This window comes from Listeria rocourtiae FSL F6-920, assembly GCF_000525975.1.
Lineage (GTDB): Bacteria > Bacillota > Bacilli > Lactobacillales > Listeriaceae > Listeria_A > Listeria_A rocourtiae.
In genome coordinates this window covers 1-13,721 of sequence record NZ_AODK01000047.1, presented here as the reverse complement: position 1 = coordinate 13,721, position 13,721 = coordinate 1, and the positions used below count along the sequence as shown (strand labels likewise).

Annotated in this window: 12 protein-coding genes; 9 read left to right on the top strand and 3 right to left on the bottom strand. The window is 40.2% G+C overall.

From position 1 onward, the window contains the following. A partial coding sequence (locus tag PROCOU_RS13710) for a nucleotide pyrophosphohydrolase (protein WP_036073438.1) occupies positions 1-265 on the top strand: 265 nt, incomplete at its 5' end. Positions 266-306: 41 nt separating this feature from the next. Here PROCOU_RS13710 and PROCOU_RS13705 read toward each other — a convergent pair. From PROCOU_RS13705 to PROCOU_RS13700, 3 genes are all read right to left on the bottom strand, one after another. Next, positions 307-1,719, bottom strand: a complete 1,413-nt coding sequence (locus PROCOU_RS13705) for an MFS transporter (protein WP_036073436.1) — start codon at positions 1,717-1,719, stop codon at positions 307-309. Positions 1,720-2,225: 506 nt separating this feature from the next. After that, on the bottom strand, positions 2,226-2,318 hold the full coding sequence (locus PROCOU_RS18650; protein WP_221639804.1) for a putative holin-like toxin: 93 nt from the start codon (positions 2,316-2,318) through the stop codon (positions 2,226-2,228). 209 nt (positions 2,319-2,527) lie between these two features. After that, a complete protein-coding gene (locus PROCOU_RS13700) occupies positions 2,528-3,247 on the bottom strand; it encodes a YebC/PmpR family DNA-binding transcriptional regulator (RefSeq protein WP_036073434.1) in 720 nt (239 codons plus the stop codon). A 481-nt stretch (positions 3,248-3,728) separates the two neighbouring features. On the opposite strand from PROCOU_RS13700, the gene PROCOU_RS13695 reads away from it, so the two are divergent. The 8 genes from PROCOU_RS13695 to PROCOU_RS13665 form a co-directional block, all read left to right on the top strand. Further along, the gene (locus PROCOU_RS13695; RefSeq protein ID WP_051994417.1) at positions 3,729-8,381 is read left to right on the top strand and encodes a SpaA isopeptide-forming pilin-related protein; all 4,653 of its coding nucleotides are present in this window, start codon (positions 3,729-3,731) and stop codon (positions 8,379-8,381) included. After that, positions 8,365-8,508, top strand: a complete 144-nt coding sequence (locus PROCOU_RS17835; protein WP_159101234.1) for a hypothetical protein — start codon at positions 8,365-8,367, stop codon at positions 8,506-8,508. The genes PROCOU_RS13695 and PROCOU_RS17835 overlap by 17 nt, the downstream gene beginning before the upstream one ends. A 436-nt stretch (positions 8,509-8,944) precedes the next feature. Then, a complete protein-coding gene (locus PROCOU_RS13690) occupies positions 8,945-9,283 on the top strand; it encodes a zinc ribbon domain-containing protein YjdM (protein ID WP_036073431.1) in 339 nt (112 codons plus the stop codon). Positions 9,284-9,339: 56 nt separating this feature from the next. Continuing rightward, positions 9,340-9,528 carry a hypothetical protein gene (locus PROCOU_RS13685; protein WP_036073428.1) on the top strand — a complete coding sequence of 63 codons (189 nt, stop codon included), beginning with the start codon at positions 9,340-9,342 and terminating at the stop codon, positions 9,526-9,528. A 285-nt stretch (positions 9,529-9,813) separates the two neighbouring features. Beyond that, positions 9,814-10,803, top strand: a complete 990-nt coding sequence (locus tag PROCOU_RS13680; RefSeq protein WP_036073425.1) for a LacI family DNA-binding transcriptional regulator — start codon at positions 9,814-9,816, stop codon at positions 10,801-10,803. Positions 10,804-11,006: 203 nt separating this feature from the next. Further along, positions 11,007-12,287, top strand: coding sequence for an ABC transporter substrate-binding protein (locus tag PROCOU_RS13675; protein ID WP_036073423.1), 1,281 nt, complete (start codon positions 11,007-11,009; stop codon positions 12,285-12,287). Between the two features lie 212 nt (positions 12,288-12,499). Further along, the gene (locus PROCOU_RS13670; RefSeq protein ID WP_036073421.1) at positions 12,500-13,357 is read left to right on the top strand and encodes a carbohydrate ABC transporter permease; all 858 of its coding nucleotides are present in this window, start codon (positions 12,500-12,502) and stop codon (positions 13,355-13,357) included. Further along, on the top strand, positions 13,354-13,721 hold a 368-nt coding region (locus tag PROCOU_RS13665; RefSeq protein ID WP_036073418.1), incomplete at its 3' end, for an ABC transporter permease family protein. The genes PROCOU_RS13670 and PROCOU_RS13665, both read left to right, overlap by 4 nt.

Below are 13,721 nucleotides of genomic sequence, written 5' to 3'. Positions count from 1 at the left end.
TCCGAAAGACTTATCAATTTCAATTTCGCTAGAAGCTGCAGAATTACTAGAAAATTTTCAGTGGAAAACAAGTGAAGAAGTCTTAAGCGGGGACATGGAGAACGTGAAAGAAGAAATTGCCGATGTTCTCATATATTCGCTGATGCTAGCGTCAGATTTGAATTTGGATGTTAAGGAGATTATTCAGGAGAAGCTGCATAAGAATTGTTTGAAGTATCCTGTGTCAAGCAGTAAGGGAAGCAATAAAAAGTATACAGAGTTATAAAAAAATGGCTCATTTCCGCGATGGAGTGAGCCATTTTTTAATTATATCTTCCTCGGCAATCGAAAAACCAACACAAAACATACCACCAACAACGCAATATTAACATACATACTCGTCTGCAACCCGTCTGAGAATGCCTGTGCTTTTGACGCTGCTGTTGTATTGCCAAGTGTTCTAAAAAATACCGATCCAACAATCGCAATCCCGAACGAAGAACCAACACGTTGTGCCGTATTAAACATACCGCTCGCACCACCTCGCTCTGGTCCAGCTACAGTTGAAAGTGTAAAACCATTTAATGGTGCAATAATTAAGCCACTACCAAGTCCTGCTGTTAACAATGGTAAAGTAAGCCACCATGCTGAAAATACGCCGTCATGGATATGAAAAACGACAGAAACTGCTGATAATCCTATTATCACTAGCGCTACGCCTATATGCAAAAGCCTTCGCCCAATTTTCATAATGAATCGGTTACTATTTGCCGCAGCTACTACGCTCCCAATCGCAAAGGGGGTAATCGCGAGCCCAGATGAAATCGCGGATTTTTCAAATCCAGTTTGCCATGTGACAGAGAGAACGAAAAAAATACTCGTAAATGCTGCGAAATAAACTAACGAAAGTAGCATTCCTGATACAAATGGTTGGTTTTTAAGCAAGTTTGGTGAAATTAACGGCTGATTCCCACGTTTTGCTTGCCTTATGCTCCACCAGTATAGCAATAGAAAGAATGGTATTGAGGATGCCATCCATACATAGTCAATCAATCTGAAACCAGCAGAACCTCGCGCTATAACGGGATATAATAATAGCAACAAAGCGAGTGTTAACCCAAACACGCCTGGAATGTCGAAGCGCACTTTTTCTTTTGGGGCTTGATGTTTTGGTAAGTAAAGCATAGCCAGAACGAAGGTTATTAGAACAATCGGAACGTTTATAAAAAATACCGCACGCCAACCATTATCTGGTCCAAATAATTCGATAAGTAAGCCCCCAGCGAGTGGCCCAATCGCCGTTGCAACACCGATGACGGAGCCAAGTATCCCGAAAATTTTGCCGAGTTGCTTACCGTGATACAAATCCATGATGACGGCATTTATTTGCGGGAAGAATAATCCAGCGGCAAGTCCCTGTATTACCCGGGAAATAATCAAGCTTTTTTCGGTCTGTGCGTATCCGGCCGTAATACTCATAATTAAAAATAGCAAAATCCCAAAAAGATAAATGTTTTTTCGACCGAATCGATCGCCTAGCCGTCCAGCCAGAATAAGGACAACCCCGAATGCAAGTGCGTAGCCTGAAATAATCCATTCAATCGATGCACTAGTGGCATGAAGTGCTGTTGTAATATCAGGTAGTGCAACGTTGACAATTGTTGTATCTAGTAAAGATATAAAAGCACCAAGCATGATGGAAATTAGCGCTAATGTTTTTTGTCTATTCGTTTTCTCCATTTTGAAACCTCTCCTTGTATAGTTAGGTTTATTTCCTATTCGCAAGTATATGCTATAATCGCTTTAAAATCCAGTTTGTGAAAGGAGGCTCTATGTGATAAAAGTGAAAAAGAGATTGTAAGCGAATATTTCGATGCGGATTAAGGAACTACTCGCTGATGGTGCGAAAGTTTATGTGAGATGACGACAAACTGAGAGAAGTAAGGCTGGGAAAGCAATCATTGAAATTGCTAGTGTCTTTGATTTAGTTATGGATGGGGAAATTGTGGAGTATTGGATTCAAATCGATCGGAAAGGGTTGGAAGTGCAGGGTAATGAGTTTAGTTTGTGCAGTCAAATTGAATGGTATTTGTTTTAGTGTTGCAATAAGAAGGAAAAGTTGGTATAATGATGGTGAAAAGAGAGCTATGCTGATAACATAACTCTCCTAACAGGGTCATATTAAGAATGATTGGCCATTTTCGTAAGGATAAACTACTAAACAGCCGTTCACGCCAAAGAGTAGTTTATTTTTTTCGATCATTTTTCATGTAAGTTAACAAGGCAATGGTGTACATTCCAAAAAGGAGCATTAATTCTATTGCCGTACCAACATCCACGTTATCACCTCCATTCATATCGAATAGAGGTATAATCAATCATAGGCATCACCACACAAGTTTGATAAGGTTAGCCAACTACTCATAACATTTACTTGTTAGACTCTATTTTACATGAAGTACAGAACAAAAACAACTCCTTTTGAGTGGATTTCGAATTAATAAGCGCGATGTCTCGAGTAGTAGACATCGCGCTTATTGTTTAAAAATTATTCTCCTAAATCTACATTATGATACACTTTCTGCACATCTTCTAAATCTTCCAGCGCATCCAGCATTTTCTCGAATTTCACTAAATCATCGCCATCCAATGTCACTTCATTTTGTGCGATCATTTCAATCTCTGCTACTGTGAACTCTTCAATTCCCATAGCCTTTAACGCCTCTTGCACATTGTGAAAATCTTCTGGTTCAGCATAAACAATCGCTTGGCCATCTTCATCTACCACATCTCGCACATCAATATCGGCTTCCATCAATGATTCTAACAATTCGTCGGCGTCTTTATCAGCGATACCAAAAATTGCTGTGTTATCAAACATGTAGGCCACAGAACCACTTACGCCCATGTTACCGCCATTTTTACTGTAAGCCGCGCGGACATCTGATGCTGTACGGTTTACATTGTTTGTTAAGGCATCCACAATCACCATCGAACCATTGGGGCCAAAGCCTTCGTAACGTAACTCGGAATAATTTTCATCGCCTGTTCCTTTTGCTTTCTCGATAGCGCGATCAATGATGTGTTTTGGAACGTTGTATGTTTTGGCACGTTCGATAACGAAGCGTAATTTTTGGTTGGAATGGGGATCTGGATCGCCTTGTTTGGCGGCTACATAGATTTCAACCCCGAATTTTGCATAAATACGACTGTTATTTGCGTCTTTTGATGCTTTCTTTTCTTTAATATTTGCCCATTTGCGGCCCATATTACCACTCTCTTTCTGATTAGGAGTTTCGCTTACTCTGTTTTATTATAAATGTATTGGAGCGATTTGTTAAGTGTAGATATGTCATTTATTCCTTTTTGTTAATTTAAAGATTGAAAAAAATGGATGTAAGCCCTGATATTAAGGCGTTTATGCCCATTATGGACATTGTAAGTCCATATACCCAAATTTGAAAAAGCGAATTTGAAATGTAATCGTGTACAACTTGAAAATACAAATAGTAAATGGCTTTTTGACGCGTTTTATCCTGATTTGTGACGCTTTATTGGATTGAAGTGTAAAAAACATTACAATATTCACATTTTTGACTATACCACTAGTTTTTGAGGTGGTTTAGGAGTAGACTAGCTTTATTAAGAATGATGATAATTCTTTTTTATTCATGCGTGTTTTAATTACATGTTCGCTTGCTTGGTCATGTGTAAGTCGGGGATTTGGATTCATTGGAAGGGGAATTAGGATGAAAAAGATTTTTAGTCTTTTAGCATCTCTTCTCTTAATACTACAAATGTTTTTACCGCAAGTGGTTTCGGCACAGGCAACGGGTGATATAAAAGAGGGAAATGGTGTTACATTAACGAATATCATTGTGAAAGAAGGAACAAACGATTTTACAGTTATGGGTTCGATGAGAAATGATACGGAGGATGAGCTAACTGGTGAGATAACGATTTCAGATAATTTAACGCTGAGCCCAATGGATAATGGCGTTATTTTTGATGGGGACAACCAAGAGATTGGTAAGTATGTCGTGGATGGGAATGTCGTTTCGTTTTCGATCCCAGCTAAAATAAATACAATTTTTAATTTTCAAATTAAAGGTGCTTATGATGGAAAAATAGATAAGGCTACGTTTTCAGATGGAGTACATGTGATTTCAAAGGATATTGGCAAGACACAAGAGGAAGCTGTTAAGCCTGATGTGCCGATGCAAAAGCCAGTTGTGAAGCAGCAGGCAGAGGTGACAGCGCCAATTTTGAAAGAGGAGCCTCGGGATTTGAAGGATATCTTTGCCTCGCTTGGGTATGAGAGTCAGAATCAGTCGATTTTATCAGATATGGTCGTGACGTATACGAACAAGGATGGCGAAGTTGTGACGGAGCCTACGGTGGAAGATCGCATTCATTTTGCATTTGATTGGCAAGTTCCAGATGATGTTGGAGCGCTGGTGAATGCGGGTGATTATTATACATTCCAATTGCCAGATAACGTGAAGGTTTCGCAAAATATGACGATTGACTTAGGAGAATACGGGACTGCGGTTGTGAGCAAAGATGGTACGGTAACGATCACATTTACCGATGCTGTGAAGGGTAGCTCAAACGTACACGGTACACTTCACTTTGAGGCGGCTTTTGATGAAAGTAAGCTTGATGGATCGGGCAACACGACGATAACGGTTCCTGGTGAGGAGAATTTGCCAAGTACGGAAGTGTTGATTAAACCTAAAGTTGGCGCTACGATTGATAAGAATGGGTATTTTGATAAGGTTCAGAATCCGGATCATGTGATTTGGAATGTGGATGTTAACAAGGCAATGGATGCGATTGAAAATGCGTGTGTGACGGAGGATCTTCCAGATGGTTTGACGTTTGATTCGGTTCAAGTGTATCAAGTAGACGTGGATTTGCGCGGGAACGTTATTGCGGGTAGTGAAAAATTAGTGACGACGGGTTATACGGTCGATGCTGAGGGGAATGTTGCCTTTACGAATCCGATTAATGGCGCGTATCGACTTGTTTATAAGACGACGATTCAGGAAGATAAAAAACCGCTGGATGGTGGTAAGGTTAAATTTAAAAATCGCGCGACGCTGAGTGGTGAGGGCATAAGTGATGTGACGGCTTCTGCTACAGTGGATGCGAGTTATGGGAAAGTTTTGAGTAAATCATCGACAAACTATGATCCGAGTAAGCAAGTTTTTGAATGGACGATTAAATATAATTATGGTGAAAAACATATTGAGCAGAGTGATGCGGTGTTGACGGATACGTTCGGCTCGGAGCGGATGGTGTTACTGGCAGATTCAGCGAGATTGTACAGTGTGACGTTTGATCAAAATGGGAAGGAAGTCCAAGGTGCCCTTCTTGTTGCTGGTACGGATTACGAGCTGGTGGAGACAGAGAAAGGTTTTGAGATTCGATTCTTGCATGATGTAGACGGTGCTGTGAAAATGAAATATAAGACTGGTATTGACGGCAATGTTGACGAGGATATAGATGTGTCAAATAGTGTGGATGTTGGAACTGGGCAACATGGTGGGTCGACAGGTACGATGTATCAGCAGAACTTGGTGAAAAAATTAGGCGCTGTAGATTATGATAATAAGATTGTTGCTTGGGATATTGATGTGAACAAAAATCATTATGTGATGAAAAACTGGAAACTGACGGATAAATTAAGTGATGGTTTGACTTTACTTCCAGATACGGTGCAGGTTTATGATGTGGATGCGAAGCAAGAACTTGTTGAGGACAAGGATTACGAGTTCGTGTACGATAATGAGACTAACTCATTCACGATTGAATTTTTGAATGGATACAAAGAGGAGACGAGCCATGCGTTTAAAATATCGTACAGTACGAGGTTTAATACACAGCGAATAAATAGGGCAGATTCGGACAAGATTTTCAAAAATGATGCTTCGTCAACATGGTTGGATGAGAATGGTGGCTCGCATGAAAGTCGTGATGATGCAACGTTTGACCCGAATAAACCTACGAAATATAATGGGTTTAAAAATGGTTCTTATAATGCGAAAACGCGTCTGATTACGTGGGAAATTGGGATTAACTATGATGGTGCAGATTTAGATAATGCACAAATTATTGATCCAATTTTAGGAAATCAACAGTTCGTAAAAGGTTCTGTGAAGATTTATAATTATACAGTGAATCCAGATGGTTCGATTGCTAAAGGTCAGGAGATTACTGATACGTCCGATTTTGTGATTAGTGAACCTTCTAAGTATAATAACAATACGTTAACGGTGAACTTACCGCATGGTGAATCAGCGATGTATTTGGTGGATTTCCAAACGAGTGTGGAAGGACAGTTAGTTGCGAAGAACTATAAAAATGATGCGGTTTTCAAGAATAATGATTATCCAGATCATACGCTTAGTGCGGATATTTCGGTGACACATGGTGGAAAATTGGCTATAAAATCAGGTGAACAGGATGCAGATGGATTTGTGAATTGGCAAGTAACAGTGAACCCAAGTTTGTCACAGGTTGATGATGTTGTTGTGACGGATCGCCCGTCTACAAACCAATCCATTGATCGGGATTCCATTGTTATTTTAGACACGCTTGTGAAGCCAGATGGAACACTCACAACAAATGACCGAACTGCGTTAGTAGAAGGCGTGGATTATACAGTCGAGTTAACCACAGATAGTGAGACAGGGCAACAAGAGTTAAAGATTCATTTTGCGAATCAATTAAACGAGGCATACGTGATAAAATATCGGACGATGGTTTTGATGACAGGTAACAAAGATAAGGTTTCCAATGATGTTAAAATCACGGGTAATCACGAGGAACAAGTAACTGGTGGTGATGATACAGAGATTGACGTCATTGTTTCAGAAGGCGGCGGTACAGCAGTTGGCACGAAAGGAAGCATTACTTTTGAAAAGGTTAATGATGAAAATAAAGCACTTCAAAATGCCAAGTTTGAACTTCGAGACAAAAACGACCAACTTGTCATTCGTACTGGGACAGTTGATGAAAACGGCAAACTCACATTCGGTAATTTACCATACGGCACGTATATTTTGAAAGAAGTCGAAGCGCCAGATGGTTACAGCGTTTCAGAAGAGCTTGCAAGCGGTAAGAAAGTAACGGTTTCTAAAGAAAGCAGTAGAGCAAACGTGTTCGAAAAGCTGGTAAATAGCCCAAATAAAGTGACGCTGATGAAACAAAATGAAGAACATGAAGCTTTAGCAGGAGCCATTTTCAAATTGCAATGGCAGGTTGGTGATTCATGGGTTGATATTCGTCCGGATGAAAGCTATACGAGCGATGCTACCGGTAAATTAGAAGTTAATGGGCTTAGTCCGGCGAATTATCGGTTTATCGAAATCGCAGCTCCAAATGGTTATATAACAAACAGCGAACCGATTCCGTTTACAATTGAAAAAGAGGCAACGGGTGTGATTCCTGATGTTACAGTGAATCCTTTTGTCAATTACAAAGGCAGCGCGCTACTTGTGAAAAAGGGTGATGATGGGAGCATGTTGCCAGGAGCAGTATTTAAAGTAATTGACGCATCAGGCGAGACCGTACAAGATAATCTTGTGACAGACAGCGATGGACAAATCGAAGTGACAGATTTAGCGCCAGGTGATTACGCGTTTGTCGAGACGAAAGCGCCCAATGGCTATATTTTAAATACGGCACCAAAAGCATTTACAATAAAGAACAGCGCGCAAGGAAAACCAGAAAGAGTCGAGGTTGGCGAAGTTGTGAACTATAAAGGCCAGGCGATATTGTATAAACAAGACGCATCAGGGGAAGCGCTAGAAGGAGCGGTTTTTGAGCTTTTAGATGGAGCAGGAAATAGGTTACAAGAGGTGACATCGGATGAACATGGTACAGTCGCTCTAAGAAACCTTGAGCCGGGAGATTATCAGTTAGTGGAAGTCGTGGCACCAGCAGGGTATCTTGTGAATGAACAGCCCACACTATTTAACATCAAGCCAAGTAATAATGGAGAACCGCAAGTCCTTGATTTAGGAGTATTCGTGAATTATCAAGGAGCTGTGGTATTGACGAAAACAGACATGGACAATCGACCGTTAGCGGGAGCAGAGTTTGACTTGATGGATCAGGACGAGAATGTGATTACTAGTCAATTAACATCGAGTCATGATGGTAAGATAGAGGTGTCTGATTTGGAACCTGGAGACTATTATTTTGTGGAAACAAAGGCACCAGCGGGATATGAAATCGACAGTAAGCCGATTCATTTCACGATCGCCAAAACAGCTGTGGGTGCGCCAGGAACACTAGCAATCAGTTTCTCCAATCGTGAAATCCCAGAGAAAATAACGCCACCAGATAACAAAAAAAACGAAAGTAAGCGAGCAAATAGTGATACCGAATCATAAGAAGCCAGAGCGGTTAACAGAACACTCTAAATTACCAGCAACAGGTGATACAAACGCTCCGTCAAAATGGCTCGTCTTAACTGGTGTAGTAATGATTGCAGGATTACTACGATACCACAAAAATTAATCTAAATGGGGTGCGTATAGCTTATGCTACATGACTCGGCGTGTCGATAAACGCTCATCTCTATCGTTAAGGCCTGCGCGCCGGTGCTCTTCTACGCTACTTTCTTTGTTAGGTGTAGTATCAAATTCTTTTTAGGAACCGTCTAGAATTTAAGATATCACGATTCCCTTTTTTGACCGTCGCGGTTACTCCCTTTTCCGCGGCGGTTTTTTGTGCGCTAAAAATGGATGCCCCATAAAAAGAATATCTACAAGAATTAAGTATGGCTTCACATATAACGATGCTCGAAAACAGATTTGAGAGTAAGACTGGTGAAACAATCGATGCAAAGTTGATACTGTTTTCCAATAACTTAATAAAGAAATCCCCGCGGCATGGAGTTCCACGCGATAATGTACTATAATAGAAGTATAAAATTGAATGGAGGAACTAAAATATGGCAGATTTGCCAAGATGCCCAGAATGTAATTCAGAATACACGTACGAAGATAGAGGTCTATTTATTTGTCCAGAATGTGGTCATGAATGGTCTGCTGACGCGGCTGAAGCAAGTGATGACGCGAAGGTTGTCCGCGATTCTAATGGAAATATTTTAACTGATGGCGATTCTATCACGGTGATTAAGGACTTGAAAGTAAAAGGAAGTTCATCCGTGGTCAAAATTGGAACGAAAGTCAAAAACATTCGTTTAGTAGAAGGCGATCACGATATTGATTGTAAAATCGATGGTTTTGGACCGATGAAATTAAAATCAGAGTTTGTTAAGAAGCTTTGATTTGAGTGAGGGACGCTTGCTTTTTTGCAGGCGTTTTTTTAAATGGGGGTGGAGAAATGAGGTATATTAAATCACAAATGAAGCAATTGGTCAGAGAAGATTCGCGATTGCAACAGAAGTTGAAACAGCTGATGGAAGAGCACGATTTGGAGAAAAGTTTCGCTTTAAAGGCTTTGTATCATGCGGAAGTAGCTGATAGCGGGAAGTACATGGAAGCGTATCAGGAATTAGATCATTTGAAATAAATTACTTGGTGAGTTTGGAACAGAGCTCCAATATAGCATGAACAAAGAGAACGGGAAATTCTTTATGAAATCCCTTGAATACAAACGCTTTTGTCCAATCGGGGTAAAGCATAATCTTCGTCTCACTCTAATAATGAGTAAGACGATTTTTATTATACCTACAGTTTTGGCTCTGTTTTTAGTAAAATGAATAAAAAAAAGTGAGATATTTTACTGTTTTGTCTGGCGATTTTTTTTACTTTAGCTCTATAATAAGGCTATTAAATACTTTTAAAAGGTGATAAAATGGCGACGATGACGGATATTGCGAAAATAGCGGGGGTTTCGATAGCGACGGTTTCTCGTGTGTTGAATTATGATGAAACGCTTTCTGCTTCAGAAGAAACTCGGCGTAAAATTTTCGAAATTGCGGAGAGTTTGGATTATACGAAACATAAGCAGAAATCTACCAAAAAAGTAGGTAAAATTGCGATTGTACAGTGGAATACGGAAGAGGAAGAGCTGAATGATATTTATTATATGTCGATTCGGATTGGAGCAGAGAATCGTGCGCGCGACCATGGAATTGAGATTTCGACATTGTATGAGCTAGGAAAGATTACATCCTCGGCCATTGATGGGATTTTGGCGATTGGCAAATTCACGTGGCAACAAGTGGAGCAGTTGCAGGCGATTCATAGTAATATTTGTTTTGTAGACACGGACTATCGGCTGAACAAATACGATTCGGTTGTCATCGATTTTAGGCAATCAACGCGAGACGTGATTGATTATTTTGTGCAAGGTGGGCATATGAATATCGGTTTTATTGGAGCGGAAGAGCGCAGTGAAATTGATGGGAATATGAATGATCCTCGTTCAGTTTCTTATGTGGCTTATATGAGGGAGCGGGAACTATACGAAAAGCAGAATATGTTTGTAGTTGGTGGGCGTTTTGATGTGCCTTCTGGTTATGAGCAGATGAAACAGGCGATTCAGCAACTTGGAGATGACTTACCGACTGCCTTTTTCGTGGCGAATGATCCGATGGCAATAGGTTGTTTACGAGCTCTTGCAGAACATAATATTGCGGTCCCAGAGCGTGTTAGCATTGTTGGCTTTAACGATATTAGCGTGTCACAGTATGTCTCGCCAGCGCTTAGTACGATTCGAGTGTACACTGAGTTCATGGGCGAGGAGAGAATGGATATGTTATACGAGCGCATGAATGGACGCAAAATTGCAAAACGTACAATCTTAGAAACAGATTTGATTATTAGAGAAAGTTCTAAATAAAGCATTTTAAACATACTAAGATGAGTAGGCAAGACCGCGGCCATGGTCTTGCCTACTCATCTTAGTATGTTTTTATTTTTAGTAAATAAAGAGTAAAAAATATTGACTTTTAACTAAAAACTTGTTATTCTGTTGAAGAAGTACATTACAGCTTTTCACAAACTAACGAAATGTTAGCGATTACAAAAATGGAGGGGTAAGGAATGAAGAAACGTTTTGCGATTTTGTTGATAGTTAGTATGCTGGCAATGCTAGCTTTGGCGGCTTGCGGAGGCAGTTCAGCGGACAGCGATAGCAAGAACAAGAAGGAATTGACAGCTTGGGCTTGGAATGTGAATGTAAAGGCGTTGGAGGAAGCCGCGAAGCAATACGAGAAAGATAACAAAGGGTTTAAGTTGAAAGTAGTTGAAATGAGCAATACGGATGCCTACCAAAAAATCACAACAGGCCTCCAAGCTGGCGGTAAGGGGTTACCAGACATTTTGCTAATTGAAGATGATCAAGTACAAGGGTACTTAGAAAATTTTCCAAAAGCGTTTGTGAACTTGTCTGATAAAGGATTTGATGATGAAAAAAATAAATTCCCAGAGTATAAAATTAGCCTTTTAAGTAAAAAAGATAAAATATACGGATTCCCGTTTGATGCTGGTCCAACAGGTGTTTTCTATCGTACAGATATTTTCAAAGAAGCTGGTGTAGATCCTAACACGATTCAAACGTGGGATGACTATATTGCAGCAGGTAAAACTATTAAGCAAAAAACAGGTAAAGATATGATTGGTATGGACTATAACAATGATGATGGACAATATCGTATTATGTTAAACACGCTTGGCACTTTCTATTTTGACGATAAGGGTGATATCGCGTTCACATCGGATGAGTCTGTAAAAGCGATGGGCATGATTCAAAAAATTAAAGATGCTGGCATTTCAAAAAATACGTCTGGTTGGGATCCATGGGTGAGTGCGTTGGCCAATGGTGAAGTTGTGACGGCTCCAACAGGGGCTTGGTTCTCGGGTTCATTGATTCAACAAGCACCTGATTTAGCTGGCAAATGGAGTGTTTTCCCGATTCCAGCTGTTGAAAAAGGTGGAAGTCATGCAGCCAACAATGGTGGTAGTAATTTTATGATTCCGACAGTAAGCGAGAAATCGGATGAGGCGTATAAGTTCTTGAAATATTTCAGTACTTCTAATGATGTGCAGGAATTGGCAATGAGTGAAGGTGGGCTGTTCCCATCATTGAACACAGTATATGAAACAGAAACGTTCAAGAATGCAGGTGATTACTTCACACAAGATAACATTTGGCAGTTATTTGCCGCTGAAATGGATGAAATTAAACCAGCGAATTATACTGGTAATTTCTCTATCGCAAAAGATGAAGCAGTCAAAGCGCAGTCAAAAGCACTTGAAGGTGGCGATGTGAAAGATGCGCTAGAAGTTGCGAAGAAGAGTCTAGCTAATCGAATTCAACAGTAAATTCGGTGCGGCGACAAACGCTCATCTCTGTCGTTAAGGCCTGTGCTCCGATGCCTACGTACATCAGTACGCTCCGCTTCGGTGCTCGGCTTTACCTAAGGTTTAAGCATTTGTCGCCGCACCGAGGTTTAGCGGAAGATCTGGGTAGTGTGATAACAAAAAAAGGTAGGAGGGGATCTCTTCTTCATTACCTGATAGGAGAATGAACAATTATGAGTAGAAGTAAGGCGTTTCCGTATATTTTTATTTTGCCATCAGTGTTGCTATTTGCTGTTTTTATTTTATACCCGATTATTTCGTCGCTTGTGCTTAGTTTTCAGACGAGTGATGGCGGCGAATTGTCGTTTGCGGGCTTGGCTAATTATGAGCGGTTGTTGCATGATGAAATCTTTTGGAAAGCTTTGAAAAATACCTTTATTATTTTTATTTTCCAAGTGCCGATTATGCTGTTTTTGGGGCTTGTTTTGGCAACGGTACTGAATAATAAGTTACTAAAATGGAAAGGTTTTTTTCGAGTTGGTTTTTATTTGCCAGCGGTGACTTCGCTTGTGGCGTATTCTTTGCTATTTTCGATTATGTTGCAAGATTCAGGTTTAATTAACAATTTGTTGTCGTACATAGGGATTGGACCGATACCTTGGTTGTCTTCGGCGAGTTGGTCGAAGGTCTCGATTATTTTAGCGATGATTTGGCGTTGGACTGGTTACAATATGGTTATTTATTTGGCGGCATTGCAAAATATCCCGGAAGATACGTATGAAGCCGCAGATATGGATGGCGCTGGAAAGATACGTCAATTCTTTAGTATTACGATTCCGCAGTTAAAACCAGTGATTCTTTTTACGGCGATTCTATCGACAATTGGTACGTTGCAACTATTTGATGAGCCGTTTAATTTAACAAAAGGTGGGCCAGCTGATTCGACGATGACGCTAGGCTTGTATATTTACCAAAATGGATTTAAGTATTTTGACTTTAATTACGCATCTGCGGTTGCTTATGTTGTTGTGATTATCGTTGCTGTGCTGTCCTTTATCCAATTCAAATTTGCGGGAGCTGAGAAAAAATGAGTGAGAGAATGATGGGAAGAACAATTGGTAGATATGTGTTGCTCGCGATTTTTATGGTCATTTCGATTTTTCCGTTTTATTGGATGTTAATTGGGGCGACGAATCATTCGAGTAAGATGTTTTCAAAGCCAATCACACTTTTGCCAGGTAAGGAATTTATTACGAACTTGGTGAATTTGAATGACAATATCGGAATTTATCGAGTGTTGTTTAACTCGTTGCTCGTATCGGGAGCTTATGTATTATTGGCGCTTGCGATTAGTACGGCTGCAGCTTATGTGCTCGCGAAATTTCAGTTCCGTGGCGCGAATTTGATTTTTTTATTGTTTATGCTTTCGATGATGATTCCGTCACAGGCAACGGT

Coding starts and splice junctions, on each gene's coding strand:
- PROCOU_RS13705 (WP_036073436.1), bottom strand. CDS start 1,719: ATGGAGAAAACGAATAGACAAAAAACATTAGCGCTAATTTCCATCATG.
- PROCOU_RS13700 (WP_036073434.1), bottom strand. CDS start 3,247: ATGGGCCGCAAATGGGCAAATATTAAAGAAAAGAAAGCATCAAAAGAC.
- PROCOU_RS13695 (WP_051994417.1), top strand. CDS start 3,729: ATGAAAAAGATTTTTAGTCTTTTAGCATCTCTTCTCTTAATACTACAA.
- PROCOU_RS13690 (WP_036073431.1), top strand. CDS start 8,945: ATGGCAGATTTGCCAAGATGCCCAGAATGTAATTCAGAATACACGTAC.
- PROCOU_RS13685 (WP_036073428.1), top strand. CDS start 9,340: ATGAGGTATATTAAATCACAAATGAAGCAATTGGTCAGAGAAGATTCG.
- PROCOU_RS13680 (WP_036073425.1), top strand. CDS start 9,814: ATGGCGACGATGACGGATATTGCGAAAATAGCGGGGGTTTCGATAGCG.
- PROCOU_RS13675 (WP_036073423.1), top strand. CDS start 11,007: ATGAAGAAACGTTTTGCGATTTTGTTGATAGTTAGTATGCTGGCAATG.
- PROCOU_RS13670 (WP_036073421.1), top strand. CDS start 12,500: ATGAGTAGAAGTAAGGCGTTTCCGTATATTTTTATTTTGCCATCAGTG.